17 protein-coding genes are annotated in these 21,417 nt (G+C 41.6%); 2 read left to right on the forward strand and 15 right to left on the reverse strand.

Features of this window, described 5'->3' with window-relative positions; genetic code table 11:
* Positions 1-48 precede the first annotated feature (48 nt).
* A complete protein-coding gene (locus H6G03_RS08815) occupies positions 49-2,154 on the reverse strand; it encodes a pentapeptide repeat-containing protein (protein ID WP_190463949.1) in 2,106 nt (701 codons plus the stop codon).
* A gap of 57 nt (positions 2,155-2,211) precedes the next feature.
* Between H6G03_RS08815 and H6G03_RS08820 the strand changes: the two genes are divergently transcribed.
* A complete protein-coding gene (locus H6G03_RS08820; protein WP_190463950.1) occupies positions 2,212-2,415 on the forward strand; it encodes a hypothetical protein in 204 nt (67 codons plus the stop codon).
* Positions 2,416-2,418: 3 nt separating this feature from the next.
* Here H6G03_RS08820 and H6G03_RS08825 read toward each other — a convergent pair whose 3' ends face one another.
* The 5 genes from H6G03_RS08825 to H6G03_RS08845 form a co-directional block, all read right to left on the reverse strand.
* The gene (locus H6G03_RS08825) at positions 2,419-2,604 is read right to left on the reverse strand and encodes a peptidoglycan-binding domain-containing protein (RefSeq protein ID WP_322111882.1); all 186 of its coding nucleotides are present in this window, start codon (positions 2,602-2,604) and stop codon (positions 2,419-2,421) included.
* 116 nt (positions 2,605-2,720) lie between these two features.
* A complete protein-coding gene (locus tag H6G03_RS08830) occupies positions 2,721-6,656 on the reverse strand; it encodes a PAS domain-containing protein (protein ID WP_190463951.1) in 3,936 nt (1,311 codons plus the stop codon).
* Between the two features lie 92 nt (positions 6,657-6,748).
* Positions 6,749-8,602 (reverse strand): AAA family ATPase, encoded by a 1,854-nt coding sequence (locus H6G03_RS08835; protein WP_190463952.1) that lies wholly within the window; start codon positions 8,600-8,602, stop codon positions 6,749-6,751.
* Between the two features lie 38 nt (positions 8,603-8,640).
* Positions 8,641-10,482: an ArsA family ATPase gene (locus tag H6G03_RS08840; protein ID WP_199315222.1), complete on the reverse strand. Its 1,842-nt coding sequence runs from the start codon at positions 10,480-10,482 to the stop codon at positions 8,641-8,643.
* A gap of 71 nt (positions 10,483-10,553) precedes the next feature.
* A complete protein-coding gene (locus H6G03_RS08845) occupies positions 10,554-11,237 on the reverse strand; it encodes a GvpL/GvpF family gas vesicle protein (RefSeq protein ID WP_190463954.1) in 684 nt (227 codons plus the stop codon).
* A 142-nt stretch (positions 11,238-11,379) separates the two neighbouring features.
* On the opposite strand from H6G03_RS08845, the gene H6G03_RS08850 reads away from it, so the two are divergent.
* Positions 11,380-11,697: a gas vesicle protein gene (locus tag H6G03_RS08850; protein ID WP_190463955.1), complete on the forward strand. Its 318-nt coding sequence runs from the start codon at positions 11,380-11,382 to the stop codon at positions 11,695-11,697.
* A gap of 109 nt (positions 11,698-11,806) precedes the next feature.
* Here the strand turns inward: H6G03_RS08850 and H6G03_RS08855 are convergent, their stop codons facing one another.
* The 9 genes from H6G03_RS08855 to H6G03_RS08895 all read right to left on the reverse strand — a co-directional run bounded on the left by H6G03_RS08855 (position 11,807) and on the right by H6G03_RS08895 (position 21,344).
* Positions 11,807-12,061 (reverse strand): gas vesicle protein GvpG, encoded by a 255-nt coding sequence (locus H6G03_RS08855; protein WP_190463956.1) that lies wholly within the window; start codon positions 12,059-12,061, stop codon positions 11,807-11,809.
* 14 nt (positions 12,062-12,075) lie between these two features.
* Complete coding sequence (gene gvpF / locus H6G03_RS08860) at positions 12,076-12,810, reverse strand: gas vesicle protein GvpF (protein ID WP_190463957.1); 735 nt, start codon at positions 12,808-12,810, stop codon at positions 12,076-12,078.
* Between the two features lie 43 nt (positions 12,811-12,853).
* Entirely contained in the window at positions 12,854-13,327 is a 474-nt protein-coding gene (locus H6G03_RS08865; RefSeq protein WP_190463958.1) for a gas vesicle protein K, read from the reverse strand.
* Between the two features lie 105 nt (positions 13,328-13,432).
* Complete coding sequence (locus H6G03_RS08870; protein WP_322111879.1) at positions 13,433-13,876, reverse strand: gas vesicle protein; 444 nt, start codon at positions 13,874-13,876, stop codon at positions 13,433-13,435.
* A 2-nt stretch (positions 13,877-13,878) separates the two neighbouring features.
* Positions 13,879-15,030, reverse strand: coding sequence for a gas vesicle protein GvpN (gene gvpN / locus H6G03_RS08875; RefSeq protein WP_190463959.1), 1,152 nt, complete (start codon positions 15,028-15,030; stop codon positions 13,879-13,881).
* Between the two features lie 399 nt (positions 15,031-15,429).
* On the reverse strand, positions 15,430-15,867 hold the full coding sequence (gvpC, locus tag H6G03_RS08880) for a gas vesicle protein GvpC (protein WP_190463960.1): 438 nt from the start codon (positions 15,865-15,867) through the stop codon (positions 15,430-15,432).
* A gap of 214 nt (positions 15,868-16,081) precedes the next feature.
* Positions 16,082-16,300 carry a gas vesicle structural protein GvpA gene (gene gvpA, locus H6G03_RS08885; RefSeq protein ID WP_190463961.1) on the reverse strand — a complete coding sequence of 73 codons (219 nt, stop codon included), beginning with the start codon at positions 16,298-16,300 and terminating at the stop codon, positions 16,082-16,084.
* A 715-nt stretch (positions 16,301-17,015) separates the two neighbouring features.
* Positions 17,016-17,300: a hypothetical protein gene (locus tag H6G03_RS08890; RefSeq protein WP_206756616.1), complete on the reverse strand. Its 285-nt coding sequence runs from the start codon at positions 17,298-17,300 to the stop codon at positions 17,016-17,018.
* A gap of 375 nt (positions 17,301-17,675) precedes the next feature.
* Positions 17,676-21,344, reverse strand: coding sequence for a helicase C-terminal domain-containing protein (locus tag H6G03_RS08895; RefSeq protein WP_190463963.1), 3,669 nt, complete (start codon positions 21,342-21,344; stop codon positions 17,676-17,678).
* Positions 21,345-21,417: the final 73 nt, after the last annotated feature.

Below are 21,417 nucleotides of genomic sequence, written 5' to 3' on the forward strand. Positions count from 1 at the left end.
TCCTTTCGTAACAGATGATTAGCCAATTGACTTATCAGATATGAAAATTTAAACTAACCCTAATAATTGGGCGATCGCAGGCAGTAGTTTGTTACAAGCTTCTACCAATTGAGCGGCACTAGGTAAACCAGTAATTGTCCCTTTCAAAATTTTCATTGCTGTTTTCGCCGCCTTTTGCATTGCCCCTTCTTTGGGATTTTTTCCGGCTTCTGCTAAAGCTTTTACCTGCTCTAATGCTTCAGTTTTATCTTCATCTGTCAATTCAGTATCAGCTTCAATTACTGTTTGCAACTGCTTGAGTAAATCTGCTAATTTCGGTGCTTCTGGAGCATCCGAATCTTGTAATTGACCAATAGTATTGGTGACAGTACCGCTAATCTCTCCTACTGCGGCTCCGGTCATATTTTGACCGACAGCCGCTAAATTACTGATGCTGCCGCCTTGGACACCACTAATATTGATGCTACCTTGATTTTCTGGCATAGTATCTCCTTGATTTTGATATTTTTGGACATAAAAACTAGGTCGCTGGAGTGCGGTAGTTACCATATTTTGTAAACTACTAATATGAGCGTCTTTTGCTGCTAGCAGTAGTTGTAGGTGATTTTCTGGTAAAAATTTCAACTGATTGTAATCCTTAAAATATTCTTCAGCCAGGTAGGATCTATCTACATATTCGGCTGTTTTAGCTTTAAGTAAGAATTTATCTTTTCCGCGTTTTTCCATTGCTACAATTTCTATATCTGCTTCCGGATGGTTTTCGGCTAAGCGTTTGAAAGCAATAGCAATTGCACGAGGATCTACACCTTGATTGTGATACAAATCTAGCGTTTTGACAATAGGCGCAATGAAATCAGCAAAGTCGCCGTCTTCAAATATCTCCTGTTTGTTGTCTGGTTTTCGACAAGGATCGGGGTCATCTTTTGTTGGTAAACGCATATATACATAATTACACTTTACTCGCTCTAGTGTAGTTTCAGCAGTGATGCCCCAGTCTTCGATGTATGCACCAGTCAAACAAGCGCCAGTAAAGTTTGTTCTGTCTAGTTGTGTTTGTACTAGCTTTGCTCTGGATAAATCGGCTTGTTGTAAGTTAGATTCACTGAGGTCTGCCCCCATAAAACTGGCATCCGCTAGGTTTGCTCCCTGCAAATTAACTCCTCGCAAATTTAACCGATCGAAGTTTTTGTCTTGTCCCGCTCCTGTTACCACTAATTCCTGCAACTTTACCTGTTTAAGATAAGTAGTTCCAACACGAGCAAAGGAAAGCTTTTTTGCCTGAAGCCAGCAGGTGCGTATGAGGGTAGCTCCTCTGAAATCTGTACTTTTAAGTGTGGATTTCGTAAAATTAGTATCTGTCAAATCAGCATTGCGAAAACTGGTTCCTCTTATAGCAGCAAAAGCAACGGCAATACTCCGAGTTACAGGAAACTTTTCATCTCCAGCTAAGGCTCGCCAAGCAACATAACTACTTAGTAATCCTACAAACAATACCATACTGAAAGTTCCAGCCACAGCTAATAGCGGACTCACTTCAAGAGTAGAATAATCGGCAATTATACTTACCGTTAAAGCAACAATAATAGAAACAACAACATTCCCAGTCCCTGCTAAATTTCCACCTACATTTATAGCACCAGCTACAGTAACAGTCTGAATACAAATCACCGCAACAACTATAGCTAAAAGAACAGTTGCAGTTGTAGCTACAGCATATTTTCCTATTTCAGGAAAAGCCAAAGACCAAATGAAACTTGAAGTGATAGTTAAAGCTACAGCTACAGCCACAAACCCTAAAGCAGCTTCTAATCCTTTCCGAACAGTTACAATAAAGAATATTAAAAACAATATTAAAAAAATTACAGCGCTCAATCGATAATAAATAGTTTTATTAAATAGAAAAGATACTAGCCAAACACCATTAAATGCCAGAATTAATCCTGACAGCGCCGATAAAAGTAACGAGCCTGTTAATAGGAAAGTTGCCCAGCGTCTTTGCAGTCCGGCTGTTGCATGACTGAAGTTAGCACCGACGAGAATAGCATTGGAGAAGTTTGCACTGCGGATGTCTGTATAGCTGAAGTTTGTTCCTGTAAGGTCTTGACCTTTGAAGGATCGACCTCGGAGATTTTGGCCAGAAAAGTCTTTACCCATGTTAACTAATAGAGGGCTGTGACCAGTTCTATACAGGCTTAACAAAAAAATCAGCAAATGTCAGCGTTACTTAGATTAATTTTCATTAAGCTGAGCTTGCTTCTAACACTTGCTTGGCTGGCAGGCGATCGCACATCCTCTACGATCGTTGAGTCAGGCATAAAATATACGATCGCCTCTGCTATCGAGAATAGCTATGAGGCGATCGCACGATCGTCAGTTCGAGGTTTTACTCAGCTGTTGAAAATGTGTTTTAGATAAGTTTTACAGTCCTAACGCGGCACGGGTTTGCGGGCCAACGCGACCATCTACATCCAAACCTTTATTTTTTTGAAATTGCCTCACTGCTTTTTCGGTATCGATGCCATAAATGCGATCGATTTCGATCGCAAAACCCGCCTTTTTTAATGCCAGTTGCACTAGGCGAACGTCGCCATCCTGGATGGATATAAGGTTGGCTGAGGCGCACTATCCTTGGCGTTCCGCGATCTCCTGGATTTCCGAAACCTTCTGCGGGAGATTCGCCCAGCCGTTTTTCGTGTCCGAACCATAAATGCCGTCTTCATCTACGCAATCTCAGTTGTATTTTGCCTCACTAAGTACGGAGGAGCCACAAATGTAATGGCAAAAGAAGCGCCATTATGGGAATCAATTTCTAGTTCTCCGCCCAATTGCTCTGTGAGATTAATAACTAATTGCAATCCTAGTGATTGAATTTGTTCGATATCAAAATCTGGTGGTAATCCAACACCATCGTCACTGACTCTTAAATAAAGAGTGTTGTTATCGCGATGCAAAAAGGTAATACATAATTGTCCTTTATTTCTACCAGAAAATCCGTACTTCAGTGAGTTAGAAACTAGCTCGTTAATGATTAATCCGCAAGGTATTGCTGTATCGACATCTAGCTTTATACTATCTATTTCGATTTTTAAATCAATAGAATTCAAGGAAACCTTGTAAGAACGGAATAAATTTTCCACTAAATTGCTAATGTAATCAGCAGCATCGACTCTTGCTAAATCTTTAGCTTGATACAACTTCTCGTGGATGAGTGCCATAGACCTAACACGGTAGAAGCTTTCTGTAAATAAAGCTAAAACACTTTCGTCTTTGATATAAGTAGATTGAAGTTTGAGCAAGCTGGAAATTATTTGCAAATTGTTCTTAACTCGGTGATGAATTTCTTTGAGTAAAATTTCTTTTTCTTTGAGAGATGTTCTTAGTTGTTGTTCTGCCAATTTGCGCTCGGTGATATCCATGACAACCCCTGTCATTCTCTCAGGTAAATCGGCTCGATCGCGAATAATGTTACCGATACAAGCGATCCAACGTAGGCTATCATCGGATCGGATGATGCGCGTTTCTGAGTTGAGTGGTTTTCTATCTCGGATGGCAAGTTGGATTGTTTCTGCCAAGGCAGGACGGTCTTCTGGATGAATGCAGTTAATAAAGGCTTCTTGAGTTCCAGGAAAAGAACCAGGTGCAAGACCAAAAATAGCTTCAGTCCTTTCAGAGCACATAACTTGATTAGTTTGAATGTTCCAGTCCCAAGTCCCCATTAAGGCGGCTTCTAGGGCAATTCCTAATCGCAACTCGCTATTGCGGAGTGCGGCTTCGGCTTGTTTGCGATCGCTAATATCAATAAACAAACTATCCCAGAGAATATCCCCATTAGGTTGTTTGTCTGGACGACCGATGCCCTGAATCCACTTGAGGCGAACCGATGGTGTAATAATCCGTCCTTCCCACTGCCAAGGTTGTAAATTTTGAGCAGAAACTTTGATTGAATGGAATAAAGATAGCCGATCGTCAATATGAATTATCTCCAAGCTTTTCTGAGCATTTGCTTGCATTACTTCCGGTTCTATTTCCCAAATTTCGCGACATCTGGGACTGATATAAGGAAATGCTTGAAAACCATCAGATCTGAGAAGATATTGACACAGCATTCCCGGTACGTTTGCTGCCATTTTTTGGAATCTAGCTTCACTCTGTTTGAGTGCTTCTTCCGCTCGTTTACGCTCAGTGATATCCATAGAAATAGCACATACAGCATAAATTACGTCATTGCTATATTTTAAGGGGAATTTAATAGAAATATAGGTATGCAGTCCATCTATTTGAGGAACAACTTCCTCAAATTTTTGGGCAGTTTTTTCTTGAATTATCTGTTGATTGTTGGCAGCAAAGCGATCGGCAATTTCAGGTGGCCAATAATCATATATACTTTTACCAATAATTTTCTCATTATTATGGTTGAACAGTTTGTCATACTGACGATTAACCAGTATGTATCTATTTTGTAGATCGTTTACATAAATGACGACTGGTGAATTATCCAAAATTGCTTGCAGTTTGGCTTGACTATCTTGTAGCTCTATTTCTGTGCGGCAATGGTGAAGGATTTCATCAGCAAGCTTTTCGACAATTTGCTGTAATTCGTGGGTGCGATATTGCACTTTAATCTCTAATTCTTCATTCAGTCTTTGCAGTCTGGTTTCAGCTTGTTTTTGCTGGGTAATATCGACGCAAGAGCCTATATAACCGAGAAGCTCACCGTCAGGAGTAAGGCGGGGAACACCTTTATCTAAAATCCAACGATACTCTGCATCTGCACGCCGCAGACGATACTCCAATGAAAAGCTTTTCCTGGCTTGAATTGCGGCGGTGCGGATATTGAGATAACGATCGAGGTCTTCTGGTAGTATACTTTCTGTCCAATTTCCCTGGAGTTCTCGCTCTAGGGATCGCCCTGTGAATTTCTGCCAAGTCTGGTTAAAAAACGTACACTCTCCTTCAGGATCGGCTAGCCAAATCAGCACTGGGGCGCTATCTGCCATTAGGCGGAACAGTTTTTCGCTTTCTCGGAGAGCGATTTCTGCTTGTATTCGTGCTGTCAGTTTTTCCTGTACTTGTTGATAAAGTTGGGCTTGTTGGATTGCGATCGCTACTTGGTCTGCTACTTGTTTGAGCAGTTCGATTTCTGCTGGCGACCACTGTCGGGGATGGGCGCAATGGTGTGCGATCAGTAAGCCCCAAAGATAATTGTTCTGTAGGATGGGAACGACCAAGTTAGCTCGGACATCAAATTGTCTTAAAAAATGGGCATGGCACCGTTTAATACTGCCATCATCAATATCTGCGATCGCTCGTACTCGTCCCTGACGATATTGATCTATGTATAGGTGAAAACAGGAATCAAAAATGTTATGTCCCAGAATGGGTTGCCAATTTGCACCTACAGATTCTTGCACTACAAGGCCAGAAGCATCCTCTTCTAGTTGAAAAATAATTACCCGGTCTGTTTGCAGGAAATGCCTTACTTCAGCGACCGTCGTTGTGAGAATCTCATTTAGATTAAGAGATTGGCGAATGCGTTCATTTACTAACCGAATTAGACGTTCTCGCTCTGCTTGTTGCCGCAAGTTAGTTTCGGCAGTTTTGCGAGCGGTGATATCTTCTACAATACCCGTGATGCGGTAAATTTCACCAGCGCTATTTTTGAGTGGAAAAGTCTGACTTTGAACCCAGCAAATTTGTCCGTTTTGTCGAATAATTCGATATTCGCAGCAATAAGGTTGACCGCATATATGGGACTCAAATGCAGCGGTCACGCACTCGCGATCTTCTGGATGCACCACATCTAAAAAAATGTTGGGATTTTTATAGATAATTTCCGAGCTAAAACCCCAGATTTCTTGTAAAGCAGGACTAACATAAAGTATTTTGTTTTGGCTGGCGTCTTTGACAAAAAAGCCTTGCTGAATATGTTCTGCTAACTGTTGGAATAATTCGTTACTTTCCCTGAGTGCTGCTTCGGCTTTTTGACGTTCTTGTAATTCCGTTTGTGCTTGTTGATAAAGTTCGGCTTGATGAATAGCGATCGCGCAATGATCTGCGATCGCTTTGACAAATTCAATTTCCTCTGGTGTCCATTCCCGTTCTCCTCGGCATTCTTTTAAACTAATTGCGCCCATGAAGCGTTGCTGATAAATCAGTGGTGCAATTATCAGAGCGCAGATATTGCAGTGTTCTACAGATGAGAGAATTTCTGGTGGTTCACTTGCTTTAATCCGAGGCAAAACCAAAGGTTCGCCATTCGCCAACTGAGAGCGGTAATGATGATAGAAATCGCAGCCACAGCCGATTAAACTGTTACCTTCTGACGTAGACTCAGAAACATAACGAATGCCCAAATGATTATCCACATCGGTTCTAAAAATCAGGCAACGGCTAACATTGAGTGCAGAATGCAATTCATTGACGGCAATTTGCAAAATCTCATCCAAAACTAGCGTTCCCCGCATCGCTTGGATGATTTGATTGAGCAAAGCAGCTTGTTTAGCTTGTCTCAACCCAGCCGCGAGTGATTCTTGAAGTTGAGCGGCGCTATGTTGCACCTGCTGTTCCAGTTCAGCATTGCGCTGGCGCAGAAGTTGCGTTTCCTTGATTTTAAACTTGTAAACCGATTTCCGGGTGCGTTGGAGTCGTTTATACATTGGCAATGACTCGCTCGAACATAACGATTCGATTTGTGGATTTTAGATTTTAGATTTATTTTTAATCCAAAATCCAAAATCAGCTGTGTAGATCAAACAGGACGCTGTTCTACCAAAACTTGATAAGCATAGTTAAAATCATCAGTGCAAATCCGGATTGCACTTGGGTCTGCCATCCCTTCACGGCGGTAGCGACGCACTGCTTCTAAAGCAGCTTGATTGCACAGTAGCGCCAAGTCTGCCCCATTCCAACCTTCCGTTGCATCAGCCCAGAAAGCCAAATCCACCTCTTGTAACGGACGGTCTTGATTGTGTACTTGCAAAATCGCTAACCGACTTTCGCGTTCTGGTAGATCGACTTTTAATTGTAAATCCAACCTTCCCGCCCGCATTAAAGCTGGGTCTAAAGTATCGGGACGATTTGTCGCACCGATGACTAAGATAGTTGCCCCAACTTGCAAACCATCCAACTCTGTGAGTAATTGTCCCACGATGCGATCGCTCACACCAGAATCACCACTGTAACGACCCCGCGCAGGCGCTAAAGTATCGATTTCATCGATAAACACTACGCAAGGCGCAGCTTGTCTGGCTTTGGCGAATAATTCCCTGACTGCTTGTTCGCTAGCACCGACCCACTTACTCATCAATTCTGGCCCATTGACACAGATAAAATTGGCGCGTGCTTGGGATGCAACTGCTTTCGCCAATAAAGTTTTGCCAGTACCCGGAGGTCCCCACAGTAAAATCCCTTTCGGTGCTTGTGCTTTGGTTTGGGAGTAAAGTTCTGGATGCAGCAGCGCCCCTTCAACTGATTCCTGCAAAGTTTGTTTGATGTTCTCCAGTCCGCCAATTTCATCCCATGCAACATTGGGAGACTCTACTTCCACCGAACGCAGCACAGCAGGTTTAACTTCTTTAAGTGCTTGTAAAAAGTCGGACTGGTTGACGGTCATCGTATCTGGAATAATGGATTCCAGAGAAGGAACCTGACGGCGCAAAGCACTATAAGCTGCTTTTTGACAGACGGCTTTTAAGTCAGATCCTACAAATCCTACCGCACTGTCGGCGATCGCATCTAAAGATACCGAATCATCTAAAGGCATGGAACGAGTGAGAATTTGCAATATCTCCTTTCGTCCGTTTCGGTCGGGAACGCGAAATTGTACTTCTCGATCGAATCTTCCCGGACGACGCAAAGCCGGGTCGAGATGATCCGGGCGATTAGTCGCCGCCAAAACGATCACTCCTTTAGTTTGGGCGAACCCATCCATTAAACTTAAAAGTTGGGCGACCAGTCGTTTTTCCACTTCCCCTTCCACCTTACTGCGGTCTGGGGCGAGACTGTCGATTTCATCAATAAATACAATACAGGGAGCATTTTTCGCTGCTTTGTCAAAAATTCCCCGCAATCTTTGTTCCGCTTCTCCGTAGTATTTACTAATTACTTCCGGTCCAACTAAGGCAATGTAATTAACCCCTAACTCTTCCGCCAATGCGCGGGCAGTCAGGGTTTTGCCAGTACCGGGAGGGCCAACCAAAAGCACGCCCCGTGTTGGTTCCAGTCCGAGTTTAGCTAACAAGTCGGGTCGTTTTAAAGGAATAGCAATCAACTCTTTGAGTTCTTTAAGAACTTCTCCCAACCCACCGATATCTTTGAGAGAAGCATCATCCGGCGGTGTTACCTCCTCTGACCCCCCACCATCACCAGAACCAGAACTCGGTGGTGGCGGTTGCGTGCGAATGCGACTCGTACCGATATCGTTACCCGAATTACTGGGACGGGGAATACCTCCACTACGGGGAATACCTCCACTACGGGGAATATTACTCAAGGAACGAGTATTGAACTGCATTTCCGCCTGGATTTCTCCCTTGTCAATTTTTTCTTCTAAGGATTTGGCTAATTCTACCAATTGTTCAAACCCTCTGAATAAATCGCTCATAAAATTCCTCCTGAATTTACTGCACTAACTTGGCTGACCTAAAATAGGAGATTTGCCGCCCCTTTAATTCGCTCTAACGGTTCTACAGATCGAGGTAAACTTGGTAAGCAAACAATAGTTTGTTCGGCAAACAATCCCGGCTCGATTTTTACATCTGGGCTATAGCGGTTATGCACCACATAGCGCTGGGAAACTCCCATTTTTTTTAAAGAAGCTGTTAATCGCACTTGTTCGGCAATAATTGCTGCTTGCGCTTGCACAACCCCAATAAACTCTGTGTGTCGGGGGTCTTTTAATTTTTTCTGCGCTTGCATGACTTGCTGCCTTAAATTTCGCAACCGCCCCATTAAATCTACCCGACCCAACACATTTTGATATTTCATCCACAATTTGAATATCCAAGCTAACCAATCTCCCAAGGCAGTTGGCATTTCCAAAAAGCGCAGCAGATGACCTGTTGGGGCGGTATCTAAAATTATTAAATCTTGCTGCTTTTGGTCTAACAAATCCATTACTGTTACTAAGGATAACATTTCATCGATCCCGGGTAAAGCTTGCGCTACAATTTGTCGCCAAGCTTCTGGACTGTAAGCAATTTTGACTGCCCCTGTCTGAGATCCTTCGCCGCTAATCATTTCGGCTAATTCCCACAAGTAGTCGTTGCGGAATTGTTCTAAAACGATATCGGCATTTACTTCTTGACCGCTTAAATTAGGAGTTAATTGAGTGGGTTCGTGGCTCAATTTTTCTCCAAAGGCATCTCCCAAGGAATGAGCGGGATCTATGGATATCATGCGGATATTTCGATCGGGATAGCGATTGGCTAGCCCCCACCCAATTGCTGCTGCTACGGTGGTTTTTCCCACGCCACCTTTTCCGCCAATGAGGATAAGTTGGCGTTCTTCTGCGATAAAATCATTGAAACTGGGCAAAACTTTTTTTGGCCATTCTATCGGTGGTGGTGGCGCTAAGGTGACGCGATCGATTTTCTCAATTTGGTTAATAATCTTATCTAAAGCTTTACTTCCCAGAGGTTCTATCCCTTGTTGCGGTACAACAAATATAGGATGATTTCCTGGGAGTTTAAGGAATTTATCCAGTAAAATTTGTTGTTCGCTGTAGCGATCTAAGTCTAAATTCGATTGAGGCAAAATTCGGTTGATTAACAATCCGCCACAAGGGATTTTTAAGGTTTGCAAGCTGTCGATAAATCTTGCGGTTTCTAGCAGGCTCATCGGTTCGGCGATCGCCACCACCAAACAAGTAGTAAAAATCCCGTCTTGCAGCAATTTTTTCCCTTCTGTTAATTCAGATTTCATCTGAACTAAAAAGTTATCGACTTCATCTGCATTGTAGCTGCCTCTAAAACTTTGGGTAATTACCCGATGTTTTTCTTGAAATAATTCCAGGGAATTTAAAATTACATCTAAAAAATCTTTAATTCCCAACAAGTTTAAAGTGTGGCCGGAAGGAGCCATATCGACCACTACTCTGTCAACTACTTTTTCTGTAAGCAATCTTTGAATTTCTAACAAACCCATTAATTCGTCTAAACCAGGCCAATTTAAATCCCAAACAGGGGTTAAATCCTCTCCTTCAACAAAACTTCCCCGTTCGACTAAAAGTTCTAAAAATTTCCCGTATTTTGCCTTAAATTCTAAGAGTAATTTTCCCGCATCTAAAGCCCTGACGCTCAAGTTTGGTAAATCGTCTAAGGGTAAAGCTTTATCTTCTACTTTTACTTGCAATACGTCTCCCAGAGAATGGGCAGGATCGGTGGATATCAATAATATTTGTTCGTGGGGAAATAATTTAGCCCAACGCCGCGCAAACCCGCAAGAAAGAGTAGTTTTTCCGACTCCACCTTTCCCGCTAAACATTGCCAAGCGCAATGAGTCGTATTCGATTATTTCGTTGTTTGAAATGCTATGGTCGCTCATAAATTAATGGATTAGATAAAGTGATAAGGAGGCGCAGCTTCTCCTAGTTGTAATTGCCAACGGGGACAAGCTCTCTGCCAAGTGCAAAAGTGTGCTTCAAGTAATAGTTCGTCTTGGCGACTGACTAAAAGATAAATCCGCGATTCTTCACCTGGAGATGGAACGATAATGGCCGATGTATATATCTCGGTAATTAGATGAACTGCATTTTGCCATTCCGCAGTTTGGAGAATGTGAAAATCTTGCTGTGTTTGGTAGCGCTGTTTCTTCGCCAAAAAATACTGTCTGCCCCCGACTTCAGAGGGGATGGTTGGTTCCTCTAATTTTCGGGGAGTAAATTTTAAAGTGTATTCACCTTTACCATTGAGTTGGCTTAGCTTTTCTAGGTATTCATCAGCATAAGATTCTAGATGTGTGAGCAAATTTTCTTTGCATAGAAAAGATGTGCCGAACCGCAAGGGTAAAAGTGCCGTTTGGCAAAATACCTCCCAGATAACTCGGTCGTGGCGTAAAACCGCTTGAATTAATAGCGCGTCGTCTTTGCGGAGTGATTCCAAAGCTACTTCTGGTTCGACTAAAGCGGAGATTCTACCGCTACTAATCAAGCCGACTCGATCGGCAATGCCGATGGGTAAACTTAGCGCCTTGGTAGGTGTTTTCAAAAAAGCGTAACTATAGAGATTATACAATTCCATAAGCGGCAATCGAAGTAAATATTTTTGAAGAATTATAAACGGCTTCTTGAAGTTTTAGCAAAATCTTGAGCGGATTTTAAACAAGGGTATTGGCAGTTGATAATTCTCAGCTTATAATATTATAAACCACCTAAATTCACTTATGCAAAACATTCGCCCTCGTAGTATTATCCGGCCTAAAATTAGCAGTATGCCTCGCAATAAATCTGAGGCATCGAAACAGTTGGAGCTTTATAAGCTGGTAACGGAACAGCAGCGCATTCAGCAGGAAATGGTATTCATGGAACAGCGGATGCAACAGTTGAAACAACGGCTGACTGTTCTAGATAACCAGATTTTTAGTACCAAACAAACGATTGAAGAATTACATCCAGTAGTTCCCAGCAATCCTAAAGTTAGGGCTTGTCCGCCAATGGTTACTGAGTTCAATAATTTTCAAAATTTCTACCTAGAATATTAATATTTAAGGTAGAAGTTAAGCTAGAATTAGTAACTATATGGAAGAAACCCGCTCCGGCGGGTTTTTTGATTCTATAGGGAACAGTTAGGAAGAGTAACTTAGTTCGTGTTTAGACAATTTCTGCCGCTGTTTCTGATTCTTCTGACAATGCTTGAATCTTCAGCAATAGTTCTTCTTCCTGAATTTCAAATTCTTCTTCAGAAATATCGCCAATATCAAATGCCAACTGCAAAGCTAATAATTGTTTGTGCAAATTTTCTGTGGCATCGTATTCGGTATTGGCACGTTCTTGAATTTGTTGCCCTATCCATGCCAGACCGGTAATTGGCCCCATAATTGGAAATAGTAAAAGTTTCAGAGACATAACTCTGACTCCAGTTAAAAAAGTTGGGCGAATGTATAAGGAGCGGTAAAATTGTTGTAGCGAATTCTGAAGCGATCGCCAAATTTTTGGTCAATAGCTTCGACGCGATCGCTAAATTCAGCCTCCGCATCCCAAGAAATCAAATAAGCAGCGTTGTAAATCATTTCTTCGGTCATCGGGTCGTTTTCCACGACTTCTTTAGCCAAAGAATTTAATTCATCTCGGAAAGCTTGAATTACTTCCTGCTTGCGAAGCAACAAACCGTTTTCAATCATTTGACCGATATCAATGACTTCCTCCATACTCATAGTTTTACCTTCCATCGCATCGCGCTTTTGTTTCAAGTCTTTATTTGCAGAAAGTAGCGCTTGCAATTCTGACTTACTATCCCAAAGAACTTTAACGCTAACTTCTCGGCGTCCCGCTAATTTAGCGAATAAATCTTTTAGTTTATCCTGATGGGGTCTAGTCAATTGTTCTATGACAGTTTCCCAAGTTTTTATTACCATCCCAAAGCGCAAAGGTAGAAGAGTACGAAACCCTTCATTCATCGCTTGTTCTAAAACTCTTTCATGACAAATTAAATTGCGTCGAGAAGCTAGGTATTTTTCCTGTTTAGCGCTCGAATAAAGAAAGGTAAACCCCTCAATAATCGTGCTATATACTGGTTGCTTATCCATTCCTTCTAAGGCTAATTGTTCCGGCATAGAGTCAGGAAAAATGCCGTATAGGTAAAGACCACAATCCATACAATTTTCCAAAAATTTAACAAGCGTTTAACAGCCTTCCCAATTAGGCAGGCATAGATGTCAAAACCAACCTCAGCTTGGCATGAATGAGATTGAGTTGAGCCAAGCCTAAATCCACATTACCTTCTACCACAATGCCGGTATTTAAAAGTCGGTCAAGCAGTTCCAAAATAGAGGGATTGGTACTGCTTTCTCCCGGATAGTAACTTCCCGGCGACGGTAAAAGCGTCCCGAATTCTCCAAGATTTACATTGAGATCGGCAGGATCGACTTCAAAAATATCGCACAAATGGAGAACTTGCTCTGACAATTTTTCCAGGCTTTCAGCCGCTCTATCTAAATCAGAGTCAGTGAGAATTCCTGCTTCCATGCGCCGAATTATTTGTGCTTCCAGCAACTGGCGCACCAGTTCCACAACAGTTAACAGTAAAGGAGCTAAACCCGCTTTACTGTTAACTTTGTCAGCAGCGGAGAATACTTCAGTAGAATTTTCACAAGGCGTGCAAGTTAATGCCATGATGTAAGTTATTTACTGATTTTTTGGCGGCGAGGTTCAATGGCTGAAATTCTGAGGTGAGCAGCTTTATCTTTACTGGAATGACGCCACTTTTCTAGAGACTTGTTATTGTGCAAGCTCGGAATTTTCTGGCTGGTCGGGATATCTTTCATTGTTTTGATCGTAATCATATGCTTCCTTTGCACCTGATGGTAGTTGAGTATTGGTCAAAGCTTTGAGCGATCGCAGTTCTGTTTCTAAACTTTGCAATCGTTCTAGAAGTTGTTGATTTTGCTCCATCAAACCTTGAGATTTGCTACTGAGATAGGGGTCATTTTCCCACCAATTGATTCCCATTTCCCGCGCTTTATCAACTGAAGAAATTAACAAGCGAATACGGATGTGGAGAAGTTCGGTGGTGGCGATGGATACGGAAATATCACCAGCAATCACAATTCCCTTATCTAAAACTCTTTCGAGGATATCCGCTAAGGTAGAACCTTGAGTGGATGTAGTAATGGCTCGACTGGAGTTTGTCTGAGGACGTGTCGGAAGGATAGAGGAAGTCACGATTAGTTTGACTCAAAAAGGGTGAAAAAACGGTCTTGCTGATTGAGCAAGTTTTTTTGTAACAGAGAACTTAGCGCTGTTTCTGCTTGATTGCGACTGATGTTTAATGCCTTGCGAATTTCAGTTACGTCGGCAGTTTTTTTCTGTTGCAAGTAGCGGTAAATTTCTGGTTCGTGGGGAACTAAATTTTCTGGAGAAACGGTATCTGAATCTGGCAAACCAGGTGCAACAGCAAGGTCGATCGATTCGATTTCTATTTTGTTGAGTAGTTCCCAGAAAATAGTGGTAGCTTCGCTGAGCGATAAATTGGTACGCGAAAATAACACGTCAGCACAAATATCGCGGAAATCCGCATTGGATGGCTTCGCAAGGATTTCGTGTTCTCCACAGACTTTACCAATCATCAAACAAGACCGCAAACCAGAAGTTTTTTCTGCCCCTGTTTGCAAACGAAATGTTTTGACTAGCCGCACGATTAATAAAGCATCTTCGCGACTAATTCCCGTTTTTTGCACCAGGATTTCGGTTTGGGTCAACTCATCCGGTTCGGGCATATTAATGGTTACCAACCGATCCATTAAAGCATCCTGAGTTGAGTGGACGCCGCAATATTCTTCGGGATTGGATGTAAAAATAGCCCGAAAATGGGGATGAACGTGAAGATATTCCGGTTGATTGCTGCTGGGAGGTAAGGTGAGAATTTTTTCCTCTAGCGCGGAAAGTAAAACGTTGTTTACTTCGGGGCGGGAACGGTTGAATTCGTCATAAACTAAGGTGAATCCTTCCCGACAAGCCATTGTCAGTCGGGAATCTACCCAATTTTGCTTCAGTTCGTCTTCAACTTTGACAACGTTATGAATATAATTGTCTAGTAGTTTTTTGTGGGTGTAACCGGATTGACTGCCAATCAAGTCGGCACTTGTAAATTCGTCATCTCCGAAAACTAACATAATCGGTCTGGCTAGGCAGTTAGCCAGGTGCATCGCTAGGGTGGTTTTACCCGTCCCCGCAGGCCCGCGCAGGTGAACTGAAAAACCGGATTGCAGGTAACGCAGTGCGCGAGTGGCTACTTTCTGGATGGAAGGTGTAGCGACAAACTGACCTGGACGAACGCGCAGAACGGCTCTTTTGTTATTGATTTGATCGACAGTCATAGTTTAGAACGAGATAAGGTATGAGTATTGAGTTAGCCCGGTTGTGAATTGTAAATTTATGTGCTATAGTGTTAATACAGCTACACAATCACTAGGCTGAAAAGTTTGAAACAGCTTTTAACGGCGGTGAGACTAATCGTTGCTGCCTGTGGAGGGTAAAGAAGAGATTCTCCCGTAGAAGCAGGAAGCCCGAATCCGTAAGGTCGGGAATTGTGCCTCTAGACTGAGTTTTAGGCACTCAGTAGTTGCACAGAATGTCATTGTTTAAAACCTAAAACTCATTGTTGTTTTTGATTACTAACCCCCCGGTCTTACTAGAAAAAACAGCTAGCAGATTAGGGGGTTTTATATTTGAGATCGAGATTTCTCCGCAGCAACTTGTGTATTTGATTAGTTAAATCAATTCTTGGGCTGCTTTGGTGAAATCTTTACTTGCTTTGCAGAAGTAGTAGGAATTCCAAAAATACTGATAAACAGATCCCGGCGGAATTGACGTAGCTGCTGGTTTTGTTCCTTGGCTTGAGTCATCCGTTGTTGATGGGTAGCCGTTAAAAAATCGCGGCTATTTTGCTGCAATTCTTGGTGGAATTTATCCAAATTTGCAGCTTGTTTTTGAGCTTCATCCATCCGTTTTTGATGGGTAGCTGTTAAGAAGTCGCGATTTTCTTGTTGTAAATTTTGATGGAATTGAAACAGTTCTTCCGCTTGCTTTTTAGCTTGGGCGTGTCTTTGTGTTGTGGTATCCGACAGAAATGTTTGAGTCTCTTTAAATAGTTGAGCCACTTCCTCAGCTATTGAACGATGCTCCTGCCGGATTTTTTCCATTAAAGCCGTCATGAGGTTCTCCGCAATAATGCTAAATAACCGTTATTAAACCACACTCGCTGGTTGGGAGCATTCCGGCGACTGTGGTTAAAAGGAACTTCTGCTTTTCTCGCGCCTCGATCGTATAAACGCGGTAATTACGAATCCTTGGAAACAAAAGAAAAGCAGAAGGTTTACCAGAATTTAAGATGTTCTCAACCTTGAGATTGTAGAATCAACTCAATTCTTAAGCAGCAGGCATAGCAGCTGATTGAGTTAGACCAACGGCTTCAGCATACTTCAGATAAGTTTCTACAGAAGCGATCACGACACGAGCTTCGATAGCCAACAATTCAATACCGACTAGAGATACACGAGCCCAAGCATCTACAACAATACCTTTGTCAAGGATGCGATCGATAACTTCAGCCAAGCTAGAGGAAGAATTGGTTTTTTCTACAGCCATTGTTTTGTACCTTTACTCATTGTTGTTGTTGTTTTTGTCGGTGCGAGGCGTTTGTCTTTGCCTTTGCTTTCGACAATATGAATCTATCAATTATTTTTGGGGTTGTAAATACCTCGCCAAAAATAGATTATTAACAAGTGTAAATGTCATCTACGTATAATTACTATTAACCCTTAATCAATTGAGGGTTTACTGCTGATGTTGCGGTAAACCCTTTAAGGAAATATCTGTGCATTCGCCTTCACAATCATGACCCCCGTTGACCTTGGGGACAAAATATGATAATATATTTTTTGTTTGTTTTAGCGGAGCAAAATTGGCTTAATTACAAATATATCTGTTACTTACAAAAACTAAAATAATATCTCAGGACTGGCGAGACAGTCAGTGTTGTAGTTAAGTGATTGGTAATAGTTATAAATGTGGGCGCTCTCAGCCACTAAGACTGTTGTAGAAATGCAGTAGATCCTATTGTGGTCGAAATCTTGTCAGCTAAAGGGAGTTTAATCTATTTATATAGTCTGAAAAATATAATTGCTCGCTTACGGGCCAATAATTTTTAAGATCTAGTTCGGTTGCAATAGTATAAAATATCACGTTTTTCAAGACGGATTTTCGATTAACGGCATCATCCTCTGAGTGGTATTTCAGGAGTGCAGGTCAATCATCAGCAATCAACCGAACTCGATCTTTACTTAGTACACTGGTGTGGGAATTAACCTTTGACGACGCGGTTTTCAAATTCTGCGCGGGTTTCTTCCACTATTTCCAGGGCAAACTGATAGGTATTGCTATGCTCTTGCTTCAGCCAAGCTAAGAGGCGCGACAGTTGCGCGTTTCGCAAATCTAGGTCTGTCTGAAAAATGATGGAAGCCGCGAGAGCTTGTGCATACTGGTGAGCATGGCCTTGCTCGACAAACTTATCGGTCAGGGCGTTTAGTGCTTTCTGGCGAACGGGATCTGGTGTGGTTTCTGAAGGCATAGTTTTTGGATGAAACATCTTGAGATCATCCTATTGCACCACCCTGGTGACCCAGTATTGGCATCGTTACTGAAATTTGTCCGCACTAATTTAGGTGCTAGTTAATTAATTACGGATATCCCAGCACTAGACTACTTATTTTATGGGTGGGCCTTGGTCACTTGCAGGGCAATCGCGTCTGGTTTTGACTTGACAAAATATCATATCTGTGTTTTATGTATTAACTAATGCTCTAGACCATTAAATCAATATAAGGACGCAGCAGGGACTGGAGTTGAGACGATCGCACCTGGGGGACAATAGTGTCAACTCCAGTCGTTAAGTCAGGCATATATAGTATGCGATCGATCGTCTGACGGCGGGAAGTGAGTAAATGGAATACTGTATGAGATATTATTCTGCTTGAGAAAGAATCAAATTCAGTACATTCAACTCATTAGAAGTCAATAGATACTTATCGGTAAAAATCTTTTCCCTCATTTCCTCTAAACTGTAACTTCTAAACACCACAAAGGGGAAATCTCTATACTTGTGACCGATAGGCAGAGTTTTATCGGCTGGATACAGGTGGTGAATGTAGGTAGCCAGAATATCTCGAAATCTTTCGTCTTCTGCTTCTTCCGGGTCATCGGCAAAATATTTACTCATTGCTTCACCGCTAATAAAAGTAAATAACGGCAAGGCATAATATTGGTCAAGACGCTGGCTGTTTTGCGCTAAAAACTGGGTTTTGTCTCTATAATCGCGCACTTTATCTACTAATTCTATGGCATTTTTGATTGCCGATCGCAGCCGTTCAGGATAATCGGAACTGCGATGAATTTCTAGCATCTTATTCACCAGTTCTTTTGTGGCGTGGGTTGCTATTTCCATCAGCCGCATTTCGTAAGTTTCTTCTAATTTTTCTTCGGCAATTGGTACTACTAGCAAGCTACCATTAATATGACCGTGTTGGATGTTGCCAAAGTTGAGTAAATTATCAAATCCCTTGGCTATTAAATCTGAAAATTTGGCATTAAAAACTTCTCTTAATTCCAAATAGGGATAATTTTCAGACCCAGCAGAAACCCGGTTTCTCCAAGAAACCGGGTTTCTAGTTCTTGGAGAAACCGGGTTTCTAGAATTTAACACAAACTCGGCGCGACTGAGTAATTGTTCTAAACTTGTATAAACTTCTTGCAAAAGTTTGTGACTGGGAAGTCTGCGGTGTTCGTTCTTCAAATCTTTAATCAGATTAGCCATTTGTCCGCTAAAAGTTTGACCAGCCGATGATACAGATTTTCCACCGATGGGAATCATCAAAAAGTTTGACCGACCGAGTTGTCCGTAACCCTTAATGCGGGTCATTACACAAGTTTTGATAATTAGCAAGATATTCAATAAATTAATAACGCTTTCTCGTAAGGAAAGTTGTTTGTCATCAGCGGAATAGATGGCGCGATCGCACAAGTAAAAAATCAGTTCTTTTTCTCGATCGTCCAGCGTTTTTTCTGCGCCATTTTCGATATAACTACCGCGTCCTCTGTAAATAACTTGTATGATTTCCATCAAGTTACTTTCCACTCGAAACCGAGGTATTTCCACCAAGATATGTTTCGCCTTGGGAAACGATAAACCCCGACTCGCTGAGGAAGTCATGAAAATAACTTTTACCCGATTTTTGAACTGATGTATCTCTTGTTTATCTCGATCGGAAAGGTTGGCGTGGATTTCCAGGTAATCTTTATTTTTGACAAACTCTCCCCGCTGCTTTTGGATTTTTTCAATTAATTCTTGCAATTTGCGTTTATCTTGGATGTATACTAGAATTTGACCTGTATCCGGTTGTTTCCAGAGAGCGTTGATATCATCTACAATTTGCGATCGCACAGTATTTTTTAAATTATCTCTTTTCTCGGCAAAAGTATCTTCGTCAAACTTTACTGACTCGACAAATACCTTATATGTAACAGTCAAACTGCTAGCTGGATAAGAGTTAGCGTTGATAATAAGTGCTGGTTTTTCTTTAAACTCAAATTCCTGTGACCAAAGTGGCTCATTTGCTTGAGAAGATGCACGTCTAAAGAATATTTTATCAGGTTCTGGTGAAGGTTCAGATAAATGCTGCTGGATGACATTTGCATCGACGATCGAAGCATCGGCGACAATAACTTTAGTGTTAAAACCGTTTTCTGAATCGCTTAATTTATAATTACTCAAAATCCGGCTGATTCCATTTAAAAACTCAACGCCGCTATCATCGCCAGTGATTTCATCTATCATAATGAATAAATGCTTGATTCGCGCTGAAATTCTTCTCATTTCAGCAGGAATAACGTTACCATCGCGGGTATTGCGAGCGCTTTTGAAGATATTTTCAAAATACTCCAAAGTATTTTTGCCATTGGCGGTTATCCTTAAAGATTGAATACAAGCTGTGGCGACAATATTATTAGATATTTCGCATTCGATCGCTGTATGTATTGCTTCGCAAAGACAGGATAAAACTCCCTCGCATTTGCGATTTGTAGCGACAATTTCGTCTTCAGTTCTTCTTTCAAGTGCTTGCTGGCGAGAAGGTTGGCGTTGAATTTCCTGACTGGCGTCGATAAAATTAACAGCTTTTTGCATAAAGTTACCGCGACCTTTATTGGAATAATAGTTAACAACACAAGGCGGAAAGTTATCGGCGATGAGTTGGGAGTTCGTGTTCATGCAAAATATTTCATCATCTAAATTACCAGTTTCTGCGTCTTTGAATTTTTCGATAATGTCCAAATTGACTTGTTTCCTGGGACTGACGTAGAAGAAAAGAAAACCTTCATGTTTGCGCTCTTTCAGAAACTCTACAATTGCTGTAGTTTTGCCAATTCCCGGATTTCCAGTTAAGAATAAATAAGTGCGATCGCTATTGAGCGCATTTTTTATTAATTTAGCGTGAGGTTCCCTCAGTTCCAATGTCGAACTGAAGTTATCGATCTTTTCGGTATGAGGTATAATAGTTGTAGTGTCGCTGGGTATTTCTAATAGCTGCTTGACAAAATTTCTGCCGTCTTGAAAACTGCGACCTGCGTTTAACTGGATAAGATTTAAAACTTCATTTCGCGCTCGATCGATCTCCTGTTCTCTTGGTTCATTCCTGTAAATCTGCGAACAGGTTCTCAGTACATCTAAGTTTTCGGGACGGAGGGACATCGCGCCGATCCCGCGATCGCTATATCCCACCACATTAAACACCACCGATACTCGTTCGTTGAGGATATCAGTTTGGCATAAAAATTCATAAAAACTGCGAGCATAAGAACCTGCTTGAATTAACTTAGCACTTTCTTTATCCTCCCGCTTAAAAGCAGTAAAATACCGCGTCAAATTCTCTCCAAAATCAAAACCTAACTTATCGGTAGCACCTGTGTCTATCCGCAGTTTAGAAAAAACACTTTTTGAGCGTAAATAGCTAATCTCCCGCAGCAACAAACGCCGCTGATTCTGCATATCTTTATCTTCAAAATCCAAGAGGTCTTTAGCTGACTTGACAGAAAAGATAGATAAGTCAATCGCCAGAATTCTAAATTCCTGCTTATAACGCAACAACATCAGGGTGTCTGCTTTCAAAAACTCACCCTTTTGTTTGTAGCGATCGATATATCGTTTCAGGTTATTTATATTTATATAGTTACCAAACTGCGACAATAAATCTGTATATTCTTGTTCTTCACTTTTCGGATAAGTTTTGATGCTGTTTGCATCGCCAAAACTGCACTGGTAGTACAAAATTTCGATAGGCGATCGCTTGGTGTTATTCCATCTAGTAGATTTAATGTACTCCCCAAAAAAATTCAATCCAGACAGAAAACCTTTCTGCAATAAATATAAACACCATTTTTCAATTATTTGGATATCCTTCTGACTGATTACTTGCTCTTCACTCAGTATCCGCTGAAGCATTTTAGGAAATTGCAAGTGTTGCAAATCGCGTTGATACAAATTGCCGAAATTATGCTCGATCTGGTGATGTTGTATACCAGCAAGAATCCCGGTATTAAAACCTACTTCAAATAAACGACCCAAGTTTGCAGCAATCATTTTGCACTCCTGTTATACGTTGATGAGATCTTGTCGTATTTTTAGTCCGCCTGGGACTCAAGTCCCAGGCTAA

Source organism: Aerosakkonema funiforme FACHB-1375 (assembly GCF_014696265.1).
Taxonomy (GTDB): Bacteria; Cyanobacteriota; Cyanobacteriia; order Cyanobacteriales; family Aerosakkonemataceae; genus Aerosakkonema; species Aerosakkonema funiforme_A.